21 protein-coding genes are annotated in these 20,393 nt (G+C 50.1%); 14 read left to right on the plus strand and 7 right to left on the minus strand.

What is annotated here, in order from left to right; all coding sequences use genetic code 11:
* Nucleotides 1-195 precede the first annotated feature (195 nt).
* The gene (locus IM638_00880) at nt 196-771 is read right to left on the minus strand and encodes a hypothetical protein (protein MCA6361566.1); all 576 of its coding nucleotides are present in this window, start codon (nt 769-771) and stop codon (nt 196-198) included.
* 279 nt (nt 772-1,050) lie between these two features.
* Between IM638_00880 and IM638_00885 the strand changes: the two genes are divergently transcribed.
* The 4 genes from IM638_00885 (at nt 1,051) to truB (ending at nt 4,130) form a co-directional block, all read left to right on the plus strand.
* Nucleotides 1,051-1,929: a hypothetical protein gene (locus IM638_00885; GenBank protein MCA6361567.1), complete on the plus strand. Its 879-nt coding sequence runs from the start codon at nt 1,051-1,053 to the stop codon at nt 1,927-1,929.
* A gap of 363 nt (nt 1,930-2,292) precedes the next feature.
* Nucleotides 2,293-2,511, plus strand: a complete 219-nt coding sequence (locus IM638_00890; protein ID MCA6361568.1) for a DUF3098 domain-containing protein — start codon at nt 2,293-2,295, stop codon at nt 2,509-2,511.
* Between the two features lie 75 nt (nt 2,512-2,586).
* Complete coding sequence (locus IM638_00895; GenBank protein ID MCA6361569.1) at nt 2,587-3,381, plus strand: undecaprenyl-diphosphate phosphatase; 795 nt, start codon at nt 2,587-2,589, stop codon at nt 3,379-3,381.
* Complete coding sequence (gene truB / locus IM638_00900; GenBank protein MCA6361570.1) at nt 3,381-4,130, plus strand: tRNA pseudouridine(55) synthase TruB; 750 nt, start codon at nt 3,381-3,383, stop codon at nt 4,128-4,130. The genes IM638_00895 and truB overlap by 1 nt, the downstream gene beginning before the upstream one ends.
* A gap of 2 nt (nt 4,131-4,132) precedes the next feature.
* Here the strand turns inward: truB and IM638_00905 are convergent, their stop codons facing one another.
* Nucleotides 4,133-5,704: a hypothetical protein gene (locus IM638_00905; GenBank protein MCA6361571.1), complete on the minus strand. Its 1,572-nt coding sequence runs from the start codon at nt 5,702-5,704 to the stop codon at nt 4,133-4,135.
* A gap of 160 nt (nt 5,705-5,864) precedes the next feature.
* Here IM638_00905 and IM638_00910 point away from each other — a divergent pair, with 160 nt between their 5' ends.
* Together IM638_00910 and queA are read left to right on the plus strand one after the other, a co-directional pair.
* A complete protein-coding gene (locus IM638_00910; protein MCA6361572.1) occupies nt 5,865-6,131 on the plus strand; it encodes a hypothetical protein in 267 nt (88 codons plus the stop codon).
* Between the two features lie 163 nt (nt 6,132-6,294).
* Complete coding sequence (gene queA, locus IM638_00915; protein MCA6361573.1) at nt 6,295-7,344, plus strand: tRNA preQ1(34) S-adenosylmethionine ribosyltransferase-isomerase QueA; 1,050 nt, start codon at nt 6,295-6,297, stop codon at nt 7,342-7,344.
* A gap of 72 nt (nt 7,345-7,416) precedes the next feature.
* Here queA and IM638_00920 read toward each other — a convergent pair whose 3' ends face one another.
* The 4 genes from IM638_00920 to aspS form a co-directional block, all read right to left on the minus strand.
* The gene (locus IM638_00920) at nt 7,417-8,085 is read right to left on the minus strand and encodes an SdpI family protein (protein MCA6361574.1); all 669 of its coding nucleotides are present in this window, start codon (nt 8,083-8,085) and stop codon (nt 7,417-7,419) included.
* The gene (locus IM638_00925; GenBank protein ID MCA6361575.1) at nt 8,082-8,366 is read right to left on the minus strand and encodes a winged helix-turn-helix transcriptional regulator; all 285 of its coding nucleotides are present in this window, start codon (nt 8,364-8,366) and stop codon (nt 8,082-8,084) included. The genes IM638_00920 and IM638_00925 overlap by 4 nt, the downstream gene beginning before the upstream one ends.
* A 95-nt stretch (nt 8,367-8,461) precedes the next feature.
* On the minus strand, nt 8,462-9,838 hold the full coding sequence (locus tag IM638_00930) for a class D beta-lactamase (GenBank protein ID MCA6361576.1): 1,377 nt from the start codon (nt 9,836-9,838) through the stop codon (nt 8,462-8,464).
* A gap of 2 nt (nt 9,839-9,840) precedes the next feature.
* On the minus strand, nt 9,841-11,586 hold the full coding sequence (gene aspS, locus IM638_00935) for an aspartate--tRNA ligase (protein MCA6361577.1): 1,746 nt from the start codon (nt 11,584-11,586) through the stop codon (nt 9,841-9,843).
* A gap of 182 nt (nt 11,587-11,768) precedes the next feature.
* Between aspS and IM638_00940 the strand changes: the two genes are divergently transcribed.
* Together IM638_00940 and IM638_00945 are read left to right on the plus strand one after the other, a co-directional pair.
* Complete coding sequence (locus IM638_00940; protein MCA6361578.1) at nt 11,769-13,697, plus strand: T9SS type A sorting domain-containing protein; 1,929 nt, start codon at nt 11,769-11,771, stop codon at nt 13,695-13,697.
* A gap of 109 nt (nt 13,698-13,806) precedes the next feature.
* The gene (locus tag IM638_00945) at nt 13,807-15,258 is read left to right on the plus strand and encodes an NADP-dependent isocitrate dehydrogenase (GenBank protein MCA6361579.1); all 1,452 of its coding nucleotides are present in this window, start codon (nt 13,807-13,809) and stop codon (nt 15,256-15,258) included.
* Nucleotides 15,259-15,321: 63 nt separating this feature from the next.
* Here the strand turns inward: IM638_00945 and IM638_00950 are convergent, their stop codons facing one another.
* Nucleotides 15,322-15,783, minus strand: a complete 462-nt coding sequence (locus tag IM638_00950; protein ID MCA6361580.1) for a PKD domain-containing protein — start codon at nt 15,781-15,783, stop codon at nt 15,322-15,324.
* Between the two features lie 367 nt (nt 15,784-16,150).
* Between IM638_00950 and IM638_00955 the strand changes: the two genes are divergently transcribed.
* The 6 genes from IM638_00955 (at nt 16,151) to IM638_00980 (ending at nt 20,233) form a co-directional block, all read left to right on the plus strand.
* Nucleotides 16,151-16,567 carry a nucleoside deaminase gene (locus IM638_00955; protein ID MCA6361581.1) on the plus strand — a complete coding sequence of 139 codons (417 nt, stop codon included), beginning with the start codon at nt 16,151-16,153 and terminating at the stop codon, nt 16,565-16,567.
* A 64-nt stretch (nt 16,568-16,631) separates the two neighbouring features.
* Nucleotides 16,632-17,219, plus strand: coding sequence for a 3'-5' exonuclease (locus IM638_00960; GenBank protein MCA6361582.1), 588 nt, complete (start codon nt 16,632-16,634; stop codon nt 17,217-17,219).
* A gap of 101 nt (nt 17,220-17,320) precedes the next feature.
* Nucleotides 17,321-18,088 (plus strand): hypothetical protein, encoded by a 768-nt coding sequence (locus tag IM638_00965; protein MCA6361583.1) that lies wholly within the window; start codon nt 17,321-17,323, stop codon nt 18,086-18,088.
* 24 nt (nt 18,089-18,112) lie between these two features.
* Nucleotides 18,113-18,463 (plus strand): DUF4288 domain-containing protein, encoded by a 351-nt coding sequence (locus tag IM638_00970; GenBank protein MCA6361584.1) that lies wholly within the window; start codon nt 18,113-18,115, stop codon nt 18,461-18,463.
* On the plus strand, nt 18,460-19,521 hold the full coding sequence (locus tag IM638_00975) for a histidine kinase (GenBank protein MCA6361585.1): 1,062 nt from the start codon (nt 18,460-18,462) through the stop codon (nt 19,519-19,521). Before IM638_00970 ends, IM638_00975 begins: the two co-directional genes overlap by 4 nt.
* Entirely contained in the window at nt 19,499-20,233 is a 735-nt protein-coding gene (locus IM638_00980; protein ID MCA6361586.1) for a response regulator, read from the plus strand. Before IM638_00975 ends, IM638_00980 begins: the two co-directional genes overlap by 23 nt.
* The last annotated feature ends 160 nt before the right edge of the window (nt 20,234-20,393 follow it).

The raw sequence follows: 20,393 nt of genomic DNA on the forward strand, positions 1-20,393 counted from the left end.
CCTGGGAAATTTTTGGAGGGCTTGTTTTAAAAAAGTTGCAAACTTTTTTAATCAATGCATCCGGTTTCTATCGTCTTCGACGATGGAAACCGGATGCAGCCTGCCTTGCCGCAGGCTTGACTGAAAACCAGACGACCCGGAGCTTGGAGGCACCCGGGTCGTCGGCGGAAACTACTACTAAGGGAAATCTTCGGGTTAGTTGCCTTTTTGGGAGGCAGCCCACTCGTTATATTCTTCGGCTATTTCGATGCAATCAGTCAGTTCGTATTTTTTGTCTTCGGCCTGAATGCGTTCTACCAGTTCGGTATGATCGGCCATGAGATCGGCTACGATTTTTTTGAATTTACCGGTTTTGAGTTTTTGGGGTTCTTCGCCCTGCTTATCGGTATTTTCAATAAAGTATTCTTTCTCTACCACAATTTCACTTCCGCGCTGCAATTCGTACTGAAATTCATACACGTTGATGCGGCCTGTGGCGAGTACTTTTACGAAGGCCATTTCGCCACCAATGCGGCGGGAAAGGAATTTTACGTCTTCGTAGCCGTAGGATTTAACCTTTTCAGGGTTGTAGGATTTCTTTTCGGTTTCGGAAAGTTTGATCTGTACTTTTGAGTAAAGATCAATTTCCTTCTTGGTGTTGTAACGCACCTCACCTTTCACGGTGTCGCCCGAATTGAGCACCACATAGCCCGTTTTCCATACATACTCGGCGCGGGCTGTGATGAACAGACCGGAAGCGAGCAGCAGGGCCAGTGTAAAAAACTTTTTCATTGCGTTGAATAATTGTTTTTATGTGTGAGCATCCCAAAGAAAGGTCATTGCCCGTGTGAAAGCAAGAGGATGTGAATATCTGAGCCGGGATGTTAATAAGTTGTGCAAACCGGGTTTATAACCGGTGGTTTGAAAACCGGGTTTTGGTATGCAAATAATGCAAAAGCGTGAATAGGGCGGTCGTTCAGGGGTTTTTCACGATGTTTTTTGTAAAACTTTCGGGCGTGCGGACTAAAGCGGGTGGGTGAGGTTTGTATTTTCGCCGCAAACCTTTTTCCAGTGGCTTCACTTTCGTTCCGCAACCGTTTCCGCACCGCTTCTGCCACCATTGTAATAAGTATTACACTGGCTTTGATTATGCTGGGCCTGCTGGGCGCCATGCTGCTGAAAGCGCGCTCGGTTTCTGATTATGTGCGCGAAAACGTGTCGGTAATGGTGTTGCTTGACCGTGATGCGCGGGAGGCAGATATTATCAACCTTCAGAAAACGATTGACCGGGCACCGTGGCGGAAAAGTACGCTGTACATCTCACGCGAGGAGGCCGCTGAAATGATGAAAAAGGAACTTGGCGAGGATTTTATTGCCACGTTGGGCGAAAATCCGCTGCAGCCCACCATTGAAATCAACCTCAAGGCTGCATACGCCAATACCGACAGTCTGACATTTATTGAACAGGAGCTGCGCAGCGACGCGCGAATAAAAGACGTGGTTTATCAGAAAGACTTAGTGGGCGAACTGAACAACCGCATGGGTTCATTAGGGCTGGTGGCTACGGTGGTGAGTGCGGCGCTGTTGTTTATAGCAGTGGTGATAATATTTATTACGGTGCGGCTTAGTATCTATTCACAGCGGTTCCTGATCCGCACCATGGATCTGGTGGGCGCCACGCAGCGTTTTATCCGCCGTCCGTTTGTGTGGCGCGGTGTGGTAAACGGCATAATGGGCGCGCTGCTGGCAATTGCGGCCACCACAGTTGTAATTCTGGCGCTTGACCGTAATTTCCGCGATTTGCAGCTGGTGCAGCTGGGCGATGTGCAAACGCTGGCCCTGCTGGCGCTGCTGCAACTGCTGCTGGGTGTAGGCATTACGTGGATAAGCACCATAATGGCCGTGCGCAAATACCTGCGCCAAAGTGCGGATGCGCTTTACCGGAACTAACAGCCTCTAAGCTGGTTTTTTATTGCACCGGACGATTTGGGTGTATAGCCCTGATTGCAGCGGAAATCAACTAAAACAAAAACTGTGGCTAACCTCTACGAGATCTTTAAGATCTCGTAGAGGTGAATACTAATTTTTTTGTTTTAGTTGATTGGAGCGGAAAGCAGGAGCGGACGGTATTTTGAGGCTTCCCGCAGGTTCGCTCCAAACTATTCAGGGGCAAAAACTCCAATAAGTCATAAAAACACGGGGCACCGTTCCCACTTTGGCCTCAATACTTATCTTTGCGTTATGGCTAAGATTAACATAAAGAAAGACGCCCCCGCTGCTGCTGCTTCTTCAGAGAAGGCGAAACCTGCCACAATGGCTTTTGGCCGCACCAATTACCTGATTATACTTGGTGGTGTGGTGATGCTCATTATCGGCTATCTGCTTATGGTAGGCGGCGGGTCTGACGATCCGAATGTGTTTAACGAAGAAATGTTCAGCACACGCCGTATTACGGTATCGCCCATTGTGCTGCTGCTGGGTTTTGTGGTGGTGCTTTACGGCATTATGCACAAAGGCAAAACACAGGCCTAACCAAATCATACACGCTTTTTCAACCATGCAAAATGTTTTCCGCTCGAAAGTCCGGGAAACATTTTTCTTTTTCCGATGGGTATAGCTGAAACACTTGTACTGGCCGTTATTGAAGGGCTCACTGAATTTCTGCCGGTATCGTCAACCGGGCACATGATTATTGCCTCGTCGTTTATGGGCATTGCGGCCGATCCGTTTGTGAAAACGTTTACCGTAGCCATACAGCTTGGTGCCATACTTTCGGTGCTGGTGCTGTACTGGAAACGTTTTTTGCAAAGCGTGAATTTTTATGTGAAACTGGCCATTGCGTTTGTGCCGGCCGCCGTGTTTGGTTTTTTGCTGAACGATTACATTGATGCACTGCTTGAAAATGTAATTGTGGTAGCCGTAACACTGGTGCTGGGCGGCGTGGTGTTTTTGTTTATAGATAAATGGTTTGCGCGAAACGAAACGCAGGGCAGCGATGAGGTGAAACCGCGCTCGGCATTGCTCATTGGCCTGTTTCAGGTGGTGGCTATGATTCCGGGCGTATCACGCTCAGCGGCCACCATTATTGGCGGGTTAACGCAGGGACTAACGCGGCGGGCGGCGGCCGAGTTTTCGTTTTTTCTGGCGGTGCCCACCATGTTTGCGGCCACGGCCTACAAGTTGTTTAAGCTTTGGAAGGAGGGCGGCAGCTTTACACCCGATCAGACACAAATGCTGCTGCTGGGCAATGTAGTAGCGTTTGTAGTAGCCATAGCGGCCATACGTGGTTTTATCGGTTTCCTTTCGCGAAGGGGTTTTGCGGTGTTTGGCTGGTACCGTATAGCGCTGGGGCTGGTGCTGCTTGTTATTCATTTCTTCTTTTTTCCGCTTACCGTAGCATGATGCGCACCTATGATTTTGCGGCCGGTGAGGTGCTGCTTATTGACAAGCCGCTTACCTGGACATCGTTTGATGCGGTGAACCGCGTGAAATATCAGATTACGCGGAGGCTGAAAATAAAAGCCAAAGTGGGGCATGCGGGTACGCTTGATCCGCTGGCTACAGGGCTGCTGATTATTTGCACAGGCAAATTCACCAAGCGGCTCGACAGCTTTCAGGCGCAGGAAAAAGAATATACCGGCACCATTGTGGTAGGAGCCACCACGCCCTGCTGCGATCTTGAAAAGCCGGTGGATGCGTGGTTTGAAACCGCACACATAAGTGATGAGCTGCTGCACCGCACTGCCATGCAGTTTATGGGAAAGCAAACGCAGGTGCCGCCGGTATTTTCGGCTATTCGTGTAAACGGCAAACGGGCCTACGAACACGCCCGCAGCGGCCGCGAAACAACCATGCCGCCGCGCGAGGTGGAAATTCCGGCATTTGACATTACCGGCATACGCCGCATTACCGATGAGCAGGGCCACGCACTTATTGAAGTTGATTTTAGAGTGGCCTGCAGCAAGGGCACCTACATACGCTCACTGGCACGCGATTTCGGGCAGGCGTTGGGCGCCGGCGGGCACCTGAGCGCCCTGCGCCGAACCAAAATAGGCGAGTTTGACGTGAAAGACGCCATTACTACAGCGCAGTTTATGGAACTGATGGAGGAAATGGAAAAAAGCCTGAATGTGGACGGAGATACTGCGTAACCTTAAATTTTGAGCACATCAAAATTCTTCACCTCCGGAGCCGGGAAATAGTAAGGGAAACAGATATAAAATTCATAATACCCTTCGGCCGGAGGAACAAACGTGCCGTTTAGCTGCACACACTGTTCCTGTTTCCAGATCTGCTTGGCAAGCTGTTCGGGCTTATCGGCATAACGGTAAAATACGTTGGCCTGAACAATTTGCCGGGTTTGTGCGCTTAGCTGATATAACTGGCCGGCACTGAGGTAATGCCTGCCCCTGAATTTGTAAAACAGAAACTTAGGAATGGCATAATTGTGTGGAAGGCTGGTGATGTGGCGCAGCTGGTAACGGCGTTTGCCCGAATGAAAACGGATTGCAGTAAACGGTGTGGCGGCCTGCACCCAGAGTGTGCCGTTTTGCGATTGCACAGCAGCACGCTTCCATGAACCGGTGCCTTTACGTACCCAAATTTCAGGCAGTTCGGCAAAAAGCGTGTCGAAACCGAGGCGGATAAAACGCACCTCGTTTTGCCAGCTTATCTGGTGGGTGGCACCTGCACGTAGCCTGCACGACAGCGAATCTGATGCGGCATAATGCTTTTTACGCAGCTGGATGCCGCCCGGTATGGCTTTAAGACTGTCTTCAAATAATTTGCTGGTTTGCAGCCCGCCGATGGTTTTAGAGGAGTCGAGGGCAATAGCAAACTGATACCGGGGCGCTTTGTAGAATTGGGTTCTCGTGTCGAATTTATTGACTGCCATTGGCGACCAGATCATCATTTGCCGGTAAAATGCAGAGTCGCCGTAGTAGTACAGTAAATGCTCCATCTGCGTAAGCTGATACCTCATATATTCATTCGTCACGCCGCTGTTTGTCCGGTTATAGTTTGTCCATGTGGGTGTATCGTACTTGTGCAGGGTGTTCAGCAACGACTGATAGGCCGCATTATGCACCCGCCGCGCAGCCGTATCGCCCGGAAATACTTCAAGATATTCAGCAAGGCCGATGAGTCCGTTAATAAAACCATTCAGCACCTGTGGCGATTTTTTTGAATTCGGGTATTCTTCAATCCACAAATAACCTTCGGGTGTTTTGCCAATTGTTCCTTTATTGTCCTGCGTGCGGAGCATAAACTGTGCAACCTGCTGCATTTTTACCAGTGCGGTTTTGTCTTTGGTAAGATCATAGTAGCGATACAGAAAGGAAAGCGCCACGCCCTGCGTCATTCCCGAATACCAGGGTGCATTTAAGTCGTGAAACTTGAAACGGTATGGCAGCCCCATGTATTTTCTGTCTTTACTTATTTCCACTAAAGCCGTATCGCAGAAATAGCGATACTGATTAATTACCTGTGCACGGGCGTCTTTGTTTGCCGTGGCCTGGTATTCGTGATAATTCATAATTCCCCAAATGGCAATGGAGAGTGCGTGATATTGTTTGTTCTGCGTAAGAATGCCGGTGCTGTCAATAGCACGGTTGTGCATACCCAGCCATTGTGTGGTGTTGAAGTGAGCCGTAATGCAACTGTAGTTTTTTGGTTTTGGCGCTGTTTGCCCCCATGTCAAATTGAAAAAAAGTAAAAGCAGAACCATTAATCCTTGTCTAAGGAAAACATGTAAAGGCATAAAAAGCGGTTTATTTTGGGGGAGATGATCTAATAACGCACAAATATGGATTGGTTTCAAAAAAAGCGTCGAAATTTCTTACCGCTAACGGATTTTCAGTTTTCGGTCGGATTAAACCTGTTTCCAGTTGCAAAAAGCAGTTAACTGTTTGATTTTTGGTGAATTAACCGTGAGCAGGGCAGGATGTTTCCACGGATACCTGATCATGCGGCTGACAACCGTTAATTTTACATTAGCTCAGGGGAATACGAAAAAATTAATTCCCGGTCTTATCGCATCTAAACCTGCGTTTATCCTTCAATTAAGTTCATTTAGAGAAATTTTTATCCCTGAAAACGTTTACAAACACCCAACATTCCCTTCATATTTTGAAAAAAATGGCGTAACCTCTTGACAACGGGGTATGTTGGGGGATATATTTGCGCCCGATTTTCAGGCATTTTACTCTGGGTGATGGCAAAACTCCTTTTGTAGTGTACTGGAACCATGTATCACTAAACAACCAGGCGAGATAGCCGGTTTACCGGCCCGTAGCAGTACGACTCCCCACACGCACTATGAAACTATCACAGTTCAAATTCACGCTGCCCCGCGAACTTGTTGCCGATTATCCGGCAAAAAACCGCGATGAGTCGCGGCTGATGGTGATTGACCGCAAAACAGGTACAATCGAGCATAAGCTTTTTAAAGACATTCTCGACTACTTTGAAGACGGCGATGCCATGATTTTGAATGATACCAAGGTGTTTCCGGCCCGTTTGTATGGCAATAAGGAAAAAACCGGGGCAAAAATCGAGGTTTTTCTGCTGCGTGAGCTTAACCGCGAAAGCCGTTTGTGGGATGTGCTGGTTGATCCGGCCCGTAAAATCCGTATCGGCAACAAGCTTTATTTTGGCGAAAACGATTCGCTGGTGGCTGAAGTAATTGACAACACCACCTCACGCGGCCGCACACTGCGTTTCCTGTTCGACGGGCCTTACGAGGAATTTAAGAAAACCATTGAGGAGCTGGGCAACACACCCATTCCGAAATACATACGCCGTCCGCTGCAGGCCGATGATGCCGAGCGTTACCAAACCGTGTATGCCCGCGTAGAAGGTGCAGTAGCGGCCCCCACAGCCGGTTTGCACTTTAGCCGCGAGTTGCTTAAGCGCCTCGAACTCAAAGGCGTTGGCTTTGGCATGCTTACCCTGCACGTGGGGCTGGGCAGTTTCCGCCCGGTGGAGGTGGAAGACCTTACCAAACACAAAATGGAATCGGAGCAGGTAGAAATTCCCCAGTCGTGTGCCGATGTGGTGAATGCCGCTAAAATCCGTAAAAAGCGCGTGTGCGCCGTAGGCACCACCTGCGTGCGTGCCATAGAAACCTCCGTTTCTACCGAAGGTTTGCTGAAGCCCTACATCGGCTGGACCAACCGCTTTATTTTTCCGCCGTATGATTTTCAGATTCCCAACTGCATGATTACCAACTTCCACGCGCCCGAATCGACGCTGCTGATGATGGTAACTGCGTTTGGCGGCTATGATCTGATTATGAAGGCATACAAGGAAGCTGTGAAGGAAAAATACCGCTTCCTCAGCTACGGCGATGCCATGCTTATTTTGTAAGCTGAACCACTCTCCAATAAGTGCAAAAGCGCATCATCCGCAAAGGGTGATGCGCTTTTTTTATGGCAGTGTTTACTGCTGTGTAGGTGTTTTGCTGAGTTTTTTCCAAAGCAGATAAGAGTAAACCACTACCCCTGCCGTGCTGAGTAAAATTCCGGAAATGAAGGTGATAAACATGGCTTCGGCCGGTAGCAGAAACACAAGCGGCAGCATGATTAGTGCCATAATTACCCACACACGGCCGCCAAGACGGTGTGTTTTGCGCCACACCTCATCGTTGCTGAGTGTCCACGGGGTGCGGATGCCGGCAAAGTAGTTGGGCTTTACCACCGTCATGTAATTACCCAGGCCGAGAAACAGCAGCAGTACCATGATGGTAATGATGCGCGGAATATCGGTAACTGTGCCCAGCGCGGCTAAAGCGGCCACAACGGGCAGTGCGGCAAAGAAGAGATGAAGCACAAGCCGCAGCGAGCCGAAGCCTTTATCGTCTGCCGCCAGCTGTTTGCGCTTGGGATCGATTTTGGGGATGAGCAGCAGCAGCGGATAGGCAGCCAGCCCGATACATGCAAATACCCAAAACGTGGCGGGGCTGCCCATTCTGTCAACCTGCCCGTCGGGGCCCCAGTGCACAGGTACTTTTTCGGGGTAGCTGCCCCAGGTTACAGCCATAAAAATGAGCGGCGCCAGCGAAAGTGCAAGAAGCACAAGTTCGAAAGGCTTTGTAAAGATCGTTTTCATTGTTTTTTCTTTTTAGGGTTATCATTTTTCGTTTTCAGGCTCATTACCCAGCTCAGTGCTTCATCAAGCACCGTGGTGTTGAGCGTGTAAAGGATAAACTGCCCGTTGCGTTCCGAGGTAACCAAACCAGCCTGCCTGAGCAAATCAAGATGATGCGATATGCTTGGTTTGCTGATGTGAAACGCATCGGCTATTTCTCCTGCGGTCATGTCGCGCTCGCGCAACATCGCCAAAATTTCACGTCGGGTTTCATCGCCTAAGGCTTTAAATAATGTATTCACGAAACAAATTTACAATGAAATTCGATATTTAGATAAATGTCTAAATATTGAACACTGACAGTAGTCAGTGTTTGGTATGGATTGATGAAAGGGCGTTAATTGGTGGATGAAGGAATCACCTGCATTTCACGCAGCATGCGATAGGCCAGTGCCTTACGGGCATTACCGAAATGCGGATTGTTGTAATCAGTTGAGGTGGTGAGCAGGTTGGCGAAGTAATATACTTTGCTGCCCACTTCCACATAACCCACATACCAGCCGGTCATGAGCAGCGAATCGGTATAGCCCCAGCCGGTTTTGCCGTACATGGTAAATTGGCCGTTCGCTTCATTAATCATTATTTTCTTTGTGGTACCCATTGTTTGTTCCGAAAACGGGAGCTTATTGTCGTGCAGGAGTTTTAAAAATTCGATCTGTTGTCCGGCACTGATCCGCAATTTTCCGGTGAGCCAGAATTGTGTTATGCCTCCGGTGGTATCTGCGTTTCCGTAGCCGCACGAATCGAGCCACATCTTCATTCGTGCTGCACCCACACGCCGCGCCAGTTCCTGATAATACCACACGGTTGAGTTTTTGTAGGCTTCCTGCAGATTTTGAGTTTTATTCCAGTTGGGGTTCTGGTGCTTTTTGCCATTCCATTCAAATACCTGCTGTTCATCTTTCAATACACCTGTTTCGAGACCAATAAGTGTATTGCAGATTTTGAAAGTGGAAGCCGGAGTGACTTGCCACGTGGCCATTGACTGATTTACATACGTGTATTGCTGCAACTGCGGGTCGTATAGTACAAAGCAACCCTGCACGCCAATTGAATCGTAGAGGTAGTTCAGGTCATTGCGCATTACCGGGGGCAATGCGGCATGTGGTTTTGCAAAATGCCGGCTGAGTATGTTGTTGAATTGAGTGTATGGTGACTTGTGCATATTCATTCCGGGAAATGTGGTGCTCAGGTGTTTCAACTCATTGAGTGCGCCACGTTTAATAAACCCGTTAAGAATGACGGTATGCTGATTGTTAGCGGTATAACAATTGTCGTAAACTACAAGATGCTGCTTGGGACGATATAGGTCGCAGTATGGGTAAACGGAGAACAATACACATAACTCATCTTCCCTGTCTTCATCCGCATTTTCCAGCCAAACCGTATCAATCTGAGCCGGGGCAAAGCACGATGATGAGATATGCAATGTATCAGGATGAAGAACTGCTTTATATCCATCGTAAGCACTAACCGCCGGGTAAACCAATGTAATCTGATTCCGGTTGGCATCGGGTGCAGTTCGCACGAAAAAGAAAATCAAGGAAGAATCGCTATTGGAAAAGCCCACACCGAAGGAATGGTAATCCATCAATGAATCTCCGGGCTGCAAAGCGAGCAAACGATAAATGCCAATCCGCGAAGTATCTGCCTCCTGCGCACCGAGCAAAGATGCAAAACAGCCAATCAGTGCGGTGAGCAGGAGTTTGCGCATGGTTATACGGTAGTGTTGATGCTGAGTTCTTTCAACTGTTTCGCATCAATAACCGACGGCGAATCGATCATGACATCGCGGCCGGCATTGTTTTTCGGGAAAGCAATGAAATCGCGAATAGAATCGGCACCGCCGAAGAGTGAGCAGAGACGGTCAAAGCCAAAGGCAATGCCGCCGTGCGGAGGTGCGCCAAACTCAAACGCATTCATCAGAAAGCCAAACTGGGCCTGCGCTTCTTCGGGCGTAAAGCCGAGTACGCCAAACATGCGCGCCTGCAAATCGCGGTCGAAAATGCGGATGGAGCCGCCGCCCACTTCCACGCCGTTTATCACCATGTCGTAAGCGTTGGCGCGTACTGCACCGGGATCGGTATCGAGTTTGGCAAGGTCTTCGGGCCAGGGCGCGGTAAACGGGTGGTGCATGGCAAACCAGCGGCCTTCGTCTTCGTTGTACTCCAGCAGCGGGAAATCAATTACCCACAGGCAGGAGAACGTATTCTTATCGCGCAGGCCGAGGCGTGTGCCCATTTCCAGACGCAGCTCGTTCAGCGCTTTGCGGGTTTTATCGGTATTGCCGGCCAGCAGCAGCAGCAAATCGCCGGGCCTGGCATCGAATGCAGCGGCCCATTTCTTCAGTTCGTCTTCGCTGTAAAATTTATCCACCGATGATTTGATGGTGCCGTCGTCGTTTACACGTGCATACACCAGGCCGCTTGCGCCCACCTGCGGACGTTTCACAAACTCGGTAAGCTCGTCAATCTGCTTGCGTGTAAACGAAGCGGCGCCGGTGGCGCAAATGCCCGCCACGAGTTCGGCATTGTCGAACACGGGGAAGCCTTTGCCTTTTACCACGTCGTTCAGTTCCACAAAGCGCATTCCGAAACGTGTGTCGGGTTTATCGCTGCCGTAGTATTTCATGGCATCGGCGTAGCTCATGTGCGGCAGTTCGCCAATGTCTATGCCTTTTACTTCGCGGAAAAGGAAGCGCACAAGTCCTTCAAACATGTTCAGAATGTCGGCGCGTTCCACAAAGCTCATTTCACAGTCAATCTGTGTAAACTCCGGCTGGCGGTCGGCGCGCAGGTCTTCGTCGCGGAAGCATTTTACAATCTGGTAGTAGCGGTCGAAGCCGGCCACCATGAGCAGTTGTTTGAAGGTTTGCGGGCTTTGCGGCAGTGCGTAAAACTGGCCGGGGTTCATGCGCGAGGGCACTACAAAATCGCGCGCACCTTCGGGAGTGGATTTGATGAGCACCGGTGTTTCCACCTCAATAAACTGCTGGTTGTTGAGGTAGGCGCGTGTGGCCTGTGCCACGCGGTGACGCAGCAGGAGGCTTTCGCGCACGGGGTTGCGGCGCAAATCGAGGTAGCGGTATTTCATGCGCAGTTCGTCGCCGCCGTCGGTTTCGTCTTCAATGGTAAACGGCGGAGTTTTTGCGCTGTTGAGCACGGTAAGTTCCGATACGATAATTTCAATATCGCCGGTGGGCATGTTGGGGTTTTTGGCTTCGCGCTCGCGCACGGTGCCGGTGGCGCGTACTACAAACTCGCGGCCCAGTTCGGAGGCCTGCTTAAACAAGGCTTCGTTTACAGCCATGTTAAACGTAAGCTGTGTAAGGCCGTAACGGTCGCGCAGCACCACAAAGGCCACGCCTCCGGCCATACGTGTATATTGAACCCAGCCGCAAAGGCTTACTGTTTTTCCGGCATCGGCTATGCGGAGTTCACCGCAGTTGTGTGTACGAAGCATAAAGCAAAAATGAGTTGTAAAGGACTGCGAAGGTACAAAAGATGCGGGGTTCGGGAATATACATCGAACCCAATAAACCTACTTTATTCTTAACTCAAAGTAGGTTAATTTGCTGGCAGTTAAGGTTGAACATAACGCAGAATAGGTTAAATTCGTAGTACTGCACCCTCCCGGACCAACTAATGCATTCATCCCGTTTTTTACTCATCCTGTTTTTGCTGTGCCCCTTTTCTGTGGTTTATGCGCAGGTTCCGCAATCTGCACCGCAGGCAATTGTAGTCACTGCGGTTGTGAACGACATGTCGTGCAGCAGTGTGTGCGATGGCGTAATCACAGCCAGTGTATCGCCGGCCGGAGTATATCAGTATGCCATTGATAATTTACCGTTTCAGTCGTCCAACGTATTCAGCAATTTATGTGCAGGTACTTACCGTATTTCTGTGCGTAATTCTTTTGGCGATAATGATACGGCTATGGTGACGGTGGGGGTGATGCCGCCGCCTGTGGCGCAGTACAACACGCAGGCTGCTACCTGCGCCTCACTTTGCGGAGGCGTGCTGGAAGTGTCGCAGGTTAATCCTCCGGGTTTTTATCAGTTCAGTATCAACAACGGGCCGTACCAGACCGACAGTGTGTTTGCGGGGTTGTGTCCGGGAATGCAAGCCATTGCGTTGCAGCGTGTACCGGGGTGTGTGTTTACGGATTCGGCGTTTATTGATCCGGCTCCTGTGTTTACAATACAGGTTACTACAGACAGCACATCCTGTCTCGAACGGTGTGATGGCAGCATTCAGATACAGCCTTCGCTTCCGGGGAGTTATCAGTACCAGCTCAACAATACCACACCACAAGCATCACCCGTGTTTGCAAGCCTCTGCGCAGGCTCCTACCAGGTTGTGGTAACCGGCCAGCCGGGTTGTACTGACAGCGCCACTGTAGTGGTTGCAGCGCCTCCGTTTGTTACACTTTCGGCAAGTGTAATTTTGCCCGCCTGTCACAATTATTGCGATGCGGAATTAAGTGTGCAACCCTCACTGCCGGGGAATTATGAATACAGTATCGACAGCGGTTTAACCTACCAGCCATTCAATGTATTTACTGCGCTTTGCAGCGGTGTTTATCCGGTGCAGGCAAAAAACGAAAACGGTTGTTTGTTCTATTTCACACAAACCATTCCTAATCCGCCGCTCCCTCCGCTTACGGTGGTTCCGGCCAACCCGTTGTGTGCAAACAGTTGTAACGGAGCCGTGGAGCTGCTCTCACCGGGTGCTGTGCAGTTTGTACTTGATACTGCAGTGCAGGCACAAAATACTTTTTTCAACTTATGTGCGGGCAGTTATGTGGTAAGCATAGCCGACAGTGCGGGTTGTTTTGTGACGGATAGTGTAACGCTTACCGATCCGCCTCCGCTTCAGTTACAGGCAGTCGTGCAGGCTTCGGTATGTAACAATTGCAACGGGAACATCAGCCCCTCGGCTTCTGGCGGAACTCCCGGTTATACATTTTCATTCTTTGATGGCAGTGGTCCGGTTTCGGGAAATAACCTTTGCGCGGGAACCTATTCTGTGCTGGTCAGTGACAGCAACAGTTGCACCGGAACTGATACTGTTTATGTGATTTCCATTCCGGCAATTCATATTGATTCGGCCGTGGTGGTGAGTGATGTGGACAGTGCAGGAACGGGTTCGGCAGCGGTGTATGTGTCGGGCAGTAATGCTGTTTCGTTTGTGTGGAGTCCTGCTGTTTCCGGTTCCTCATCGGCTGCCGGCTTGTTGCCGGGAGTTTATTGTGTATCGGTAACCGATTCGGCCGGGTGCGCTGATTCGGTTTGCGTAACGGTGGGTAATATTATTTCGGGGATGGATGAGCCAGCAGCTCAGGCGGGTATTTCGGTATTCCCCAATCCGTTCAGCAACGAGCTCAACGTGCAGGGTGTGGCGCCGCAAAGCCGTTTCAGGCTGAGTGATGCTTCGGGGCGGCTGGTGCTCGAAGGTGTTATTCCGTTTGATAACAGAATCGGAATTCCGGCCGATCTCGCTCCGGGAAGCTATTACATTACGGTGTATTCAGGCTTATCCCAACACCATCAGCCGGTAATGAAAACCAGATAAACGGCGCTGATTCTTAAAATCTTCATTAAATCTGCCCTTACATTCAAACTAATTACTGTACAAGGGTTTCATTGTGTGTAAATTCGCCCCCCGGATCTAAACCACACGTATGAAAATAGCAGTAGCCAAGGGCGACGGTATCGGCCCAGAAATTATGGAAGCCGTGCTTTCCATTTTCCGCGCAGCACAAGTTGAGCTTGAGTTTGTGCCAGTTGACATGGGCAAATACATGTACGATCAGGGTTTCAGCACCGGCATGACGCCCGAAGCCAAGGCCACCATTGAAAGTTTGGGCATTTTGTTTAAAGGCCCCATGGAAACGCCCAAAGGCAAAGGTGTAAAAAGCATTAACGTAACGGCCCGCAAGGTGTGGAATACGTATGCCAACAAGCGTGTGTTCCGTTCGCTCAATGGTGTGGAAACCGTGTTCAGCAAGGCCGGTATTCCGATTGACATTACCATTGTGCGCGAAAATATTGAAGATACCTACGGCGGAATCGAGCACATGCTTACGCATGATGTGGCGCTTTGCCGCCGCTTCATTACCAGGCCCGGCTCGCTGCAGGTACACCGATATGCGTTTGAAATGGCGCGTAAGAAAAAGGCGCGCAAAATTACCTGCGGCCACAAAGCCAACATCATGAAAATTACCGATGGTCTTTTCCTCGAAGCGTTTTACGAGGTGGCAAAAGACTATCCCGATCTGGTGGCCAACGATATTATTGTGGACGATCTGGCCATGAAACTGGTGGCAAAGCCCGGCGAGTTTGATGTGGTGGTACTGCCCAATTTGCAGGGCGACATTATTTCTGACCTCTGCGCCGGACTTGTGGGCGGACTTGGCTTTGCGCCCTCGGCCAACATTGGCGACAATATTTCCATCTTTGAAGCCGTGCATGGTACCGCGCCCGATATTGCCGGGCTGCAGAAAGCCAATCCTACGGCGCTGCTCATGAGCGGAATTATGATGCTGCGTCATCTTGGCTTAACTGCAAGCGCGGCCAAAATTGAAAACGCACTGCTTTACACACTCGAAGAAGGTGCGCATACGGCTGATTTCGGCAAGCCCGGCACACCCGCACTCCATACACAGCAGTATGCAGATGCCATTATCGCCAATCTCGGCAAAAAGCCTGCAAACACGCCTGTAGCCGATGCTCAGCCCGATACGCTTACGTTTACAGCACCGCAGCCGCTTACGCAAAATCTCATCAAGGAAACGCCTGCACAAAAAGGCGAAATCATTGGTGCCGATTTCTTTGTTGAAAGCAATGCGCAACCGGTAAAGGTGGCCGAAGCCTTTCAGCGCGTGCTTACACCAGCGTTTGAACTTCAGCTTATCTCCAACCGTGGCACACAGGTATGGCCCACAGGCTCGGTGTTTACCGAGTGCATGAACCAGTACCGCGTGCGCGTAATCAGCAAAAATGATGCGCCGGTGTCGCAGCAGGATATTCTGAATGAATCACTGCGTGTGGCTGCCGAACTTAAAATCTGCTCGGTAGAAATGCTTATGACTTACGACGGTAAGAAAGCGTTTTCGCTGGCGCAGGGACAATAATTTATTCAGGGGCGCGATGATTCGCGCCCCTGAAAATATCTCCCAAACAATATTGATTGCCGGTTAATCAAAGCACGGCACGTACACCGAAATGGTTACGTCGTCTGAGCAGGTAGAGCCATTCTCGGCACAAATCTGTATCACGTAAGTAATGGTGTAGGTTCCGCTCTGTGCATAGCTGTGCGTAAACCACGGATTTGTTCCCGTTTCTGTTGTGCCGTCGCCGAAATCAATGGTGAACACACAAGCAGTGCCACTTGTAACGCTTGAGATGTCGCTGAAATAAACGTAGCATCCCAACGGATATGCGGCAAGACCTGCTGTGCCGGCACATCCGCGTAATCCTGCAGCGAGCGAATCTGTGGTAGTTTCCGGCGTGCTTGCCGTTAGTACGTTGGCTGCAGCTTCAGAGCCTGAAGCTGTAACGGTTGCAAAAGCCTTCGTTTGCAGGCATAATGTAAAAAACAAGGCCATCACTGCAATTGCTTTCTGCATGCCTTGCGACGGGAAGATTGATTTTTTCATAGTTATTAGTTTTAGTTTATATGCAAACATATTTCTGTAATTGTCTGATGTCAATTCGTTTAGTAACACTGCGCAGATATTCGTAGTAATTCATATTTATGCCTTGTTTATGAAGTTGATTGGCGAATTATTTCCTGATTTCTAATTCATTCCGGTTATTTGATTTAATTTCCACAGATAGTACAATAGATACCGTTTATCATTTCCCCGCATCCGTTTCACTGACCTTTACGTGTTTTGTTGCTCAGGCCGACGATTCTTTTTTCTTCCTTCGATTTATTCGTACTGTTTAACATGAAGCTGTCCGGAATTTTGGAATCCGTACCTTCGTGCTGTGGAAATTGATATTTATTCCGATGAGCGTTTCATGCAGGAGGCGCTCAAAGAAGCCCGCAAAGCATTCGATGCCGACGAAGTGCCGGTTGGTGCGATTATAGTAAGCGACAACCGCATTATTGCACGCGGGCACAACCTCACTGAGCGGCTAACTGATGTGACTGCACACGCCGAAATGCAGGCCATTACGGCAGCCGCAGGCTACCTCGGCGGCAAATACCTTACCGATTGTACACTTTACGTTACACTCGAGCCCTGCCTCATGTGCGCAGGCGCGCTGCACTGGGCGCAGATAAAGCGCATTGTATTTGGCGCACACGATCAGAAACGCGGTTACGCGCGTATTGCAGCCCCTGTGCTGCATCCGAAAACAGAAGTAATTGGCGGCGTGCTGGAGGCGGAATGTGCTGTATTGATGAAAAACTTTTTTCAGGGAAAGCGGGGATAGGTTAAAGGAGTTGTTTCGTGAAAAGGAATAGCTATTTTCAACTGCATTCCCCGGAATACGAAGTATGAATTTCATCGCCATTGATTTTGAAACCGCAAACCGTATGAGAAGCAGCATCTGCTCCATGGGTGCGGCCATTGTACAAAACGGCAAACTGGTTGAAACACTTCACTTTTACATTAAACCCGTTCCCGATTATTACGACAGCTACAACACCGCACTGCACGGTATAAGCGATATTCATACGCGGCACATGGGCACTTTTGCCCGGCAGTGGCCGCAGCTGCAACAGTATTTTCACAATCAAACCATTGTGGCACATAATGCGGCTTTCGATTGCAGTGTGCTGCGCTTTACGCTTGATCTCGAAAATCTCTCATATCCCGATCTCAGTTACCATTGCACATACAGGCTGGCACAGAAAATGTTGCCGCTCGCAGGTTTTCGGTTAAGTGATGTGTCGAAATATTTTGGTATTCCGCTTCATCACCACAATGCCGAAAGTGATGCAAAAGCAGCTGCGTTGATCGCCCTGCGGCTTTGCGAACTGAACGGTATAGATTCGCTGGATGCGCTTGCTGCCGGAGCCGGATTCAATACCGGTAAAATTATGCGCCACGAACGTACCTACCGGCCTTTCTCAAAAAGGTAACAGCTCCGGTTTTGCCGTTCACCGCCTCCCGTTGTACGTTCGCCGATCGTGTGTTGAATAAAATAGGCCTCCGGTGCAGATTTGCTGAAAATTAACCGGCAATGGATAATATCTTTAGCGAAGAAACAGCATCGGCATCTCAACCTACGGAAGGAATGCATACAAATTTCAAAACAGCCATCGGGCTGCTGCTTGTGGGAGCGGGCGCATTTTATCTGCTGCCTGCGCTTGGCGTGGTGCTGCCGCTGTGGCTGTTCAGATGGGAAATGCTTTTTGTGGCGGCAGGTGTGTTCAGCGGCGTGGCCTGGCGGTTCAGAGGCATGTTCTGGCTGCTGCTTATTCTGGTAGGTTTTGCCTTGCTGGTTGATGATATCTTCCCCGGGCACAACCTCGGAGCCTATGGCTGGCCGGTTGTGCTGATTGTGTTCGGACTGTATTTTATATTCGGGCGGAAAAAAGATACCCGCTTCTGGGGCAAAAGTACCCACAGCGATGAACACTACACCTCAGATATACCACCCACCGGCGAGGATTCGATAGAGGAGGTGGCTATTTTCGGACAGGTGCGCAAGAAAATTATTTCCAAGAATTTTCAGGGCGGCGATGTGGTGGCCATTTTTGGCGGCGCACGCATTGATCTTACGCAGGCCGATATGAAGCAGGTGGCCGAACTTGAAATGGTAGGCATTTTTGGCGGCATACAGCTTGTGGTGCCCGCTCATTGGAAAGTGCGCACGGAAACAGCGGTAATTTTTGGCGGGGTGGATGATAAACGTATCGTGGCACAGGATTTTACTACAGGGACCGACAAGGAAATTATTTTGCGTGGCGTGGCTGTGTTTGGCGGTATTGAAATACGTAGTTTTTAATTGTTCTTCTCACACATTGGTCAAATGAACTGGTACATTTCAAAAATCGTATTTGAAATTGCGGCGGGCGGTTCATCGCAGTTGCAGTGCGATGTACAGTATCGTTTGCTGCATGCCCGTAACGCGGATGAGGCACTTGAACTGGCGTTTGCAATGGGCCGGCAGGAAGAAGCCGTTTTTGTGAATGTGCACGGACAAACAGTAAGCTGCAATTTTGCCGGAGTTGCTGCGCTGCATGCGCTTGATGCGCCTTCGCATGGCTTGCTGATTTTTTCTGAGAGCGTGGAAAACTGCACGGAATCTGATATCGCAGCCATGCTTAAATTTCGCGCACCGCTGGCGCATCATGTGAAGGAGGGACCATGCGAAGTGTGATACTGCTTTTCTGGAATGAGTTTCGCAGGCGGCTGCTGGTGTTTGTAATCTGGCTGCTGTGTTGTATTGTAGTGCATACTGGTGTTTTGCTGCAAGCCGGGCTCGACTGGAAGCATGCGCTTGCGGATGCGGTGGTGTCGAATTTGTTCATTGTCAAGTTTGCTTTTCTTACGTTTATCAGTCTGCAGTTTTATCTGCCGCGCAAGTGGACGGCTTTATACATTGCCGCCGAAGTAATTGTGCTTGCCGTGCTGGTTACGCTGATTTCGCGGGTTGTGCTTACGCAGATTTTTAGTGAGGATGCTGCTTACCATCTTTTCATCAATCAAACCCTGCTGGTGCGCATGCTGGTGGCGGCTTTGCTGGTGAGTCCGCTCATTGTGCAGGCGCAGAAACATTTGGGTGAGCAGCAGAATTCGGAATTACTGCTTCGTCAGCGCGAAATGGAAAAGCAGCTCCGGGAGGCCGAACTGGCTTTTCTGAGCCGGCAGCTGCAGCCGCATTTTCTGTTCAACAGTCTCAACTCGGTGTATGCACTCATGGGCAGCCGGCCTGATGATGCGCGCAAAATGATTCAGCAGCTTTCGGAATTTCTGCGCAGCAATTTGCGTACGGACGACCGCAAGCTGGTTTCGTTTGAAGAGGAATTGCACCTGCTTGAGCTTTACCTCAATATTGAACGCGTGCGCTTCGGGCATCGTCTCGCTACACGTGTGCAGGCGGGCGACGATGCGCTGAAACTGCTGCTGCCACCGTTTATTCTGCAGCCGGTGGTGGAGAATGCCATTAAGTTCGGACTGTACGACACCACCGGCGGCGTGGAAATTTCCATTGCGGCTGCAGTGCAAAACGGACAACTGCTGGTGCAGGTCGAAAATCCGTTTGATGCACAAACCGCCCGCCCGGCCGGGGGCGCAGGCTTCGGACTCGATTCAATAGGCCGCCGCCTGCAACTGATTTACGGCCGCAACGACCTGCTCGAAACCGCGCGGCAGGAACACGTTTTTCAAACCCGCATCACAATTCCGCAACCCAATGCCGAAAGTAATTCTCATTGACGACGAGCCTCTTGCGCGCGAACTCCTGCGCGAATACCTGCACGATTTTCCCGCGCTGGAAATTGTGTGCGAATGCGGCGACGGGTTCGAAGGCCTCAAAGCCATTCAGCAACACAAGCCCGACCTCATTTTCCTCGATGTGCAGATGCCCAAAATTACCGGCTTCGAAATGCTCGAACTTACTGATCCCGCCCCGCCGGTAATTTTCACCACGGCCTTCGATGAGTTTGCCATGAAAGCCTTCGAGAGCCATGCCATCGATTATCTGCTCAAACCGTTCAGCAAAGAACGTTTTTCCAAAGCCATACAAAAATGGCAGCAGCAGCAAACCGCCCCCGAAACGCTTCAGCAACTCCTCGATACACCCGCCGCGCAGGCCAGTGCCCGCCACCGCATTGTAGTGCGCAACGGCACCAGCATACGCATCATTCCCGTGCAGGATGTGGTGTGCATGGAAGCCTACGACGATTACGTGAAAGTGTTTACCCAAAACGAATACTTCCTCAAAAAGAAAACACTTTCATTCTACGAAGAAACCCTTCCCGCTGCTGAATTTCTTCGCGTGCATCGCTCGTATCTCATCCGCCTCGATCAGCTTACCCGCATTGAGCCGTTTGAAAAGAACGGATATGTTGCGTTGCTCCGCAACGGGCGTAAAGTGCCGCTCAGCAGAACGGGGTATGGGAAGTTGAAGGAGATGTTGGGGATTTAGGGGGGTAATTGTTTATTTAAATCAAACATACATTTCCATCATCTGCTGCGAATAAAAAACCGGGACACTTCCCCATTACAGAAAAGCATCCCGGTTACTTGTGCTGAGGCGAAGCCTCCGATCGAATCAATTAACGGTAGATAAACACACTGCCGCTTAG

It is taken from the genome of Bacteroidota bacterium, assembly GCA_020402865.1.
Taxonomy (GTDB): domain Bacteria; phylum Bacteroidota; class Bacteroidia; order Palsa-965; family Palsa-965.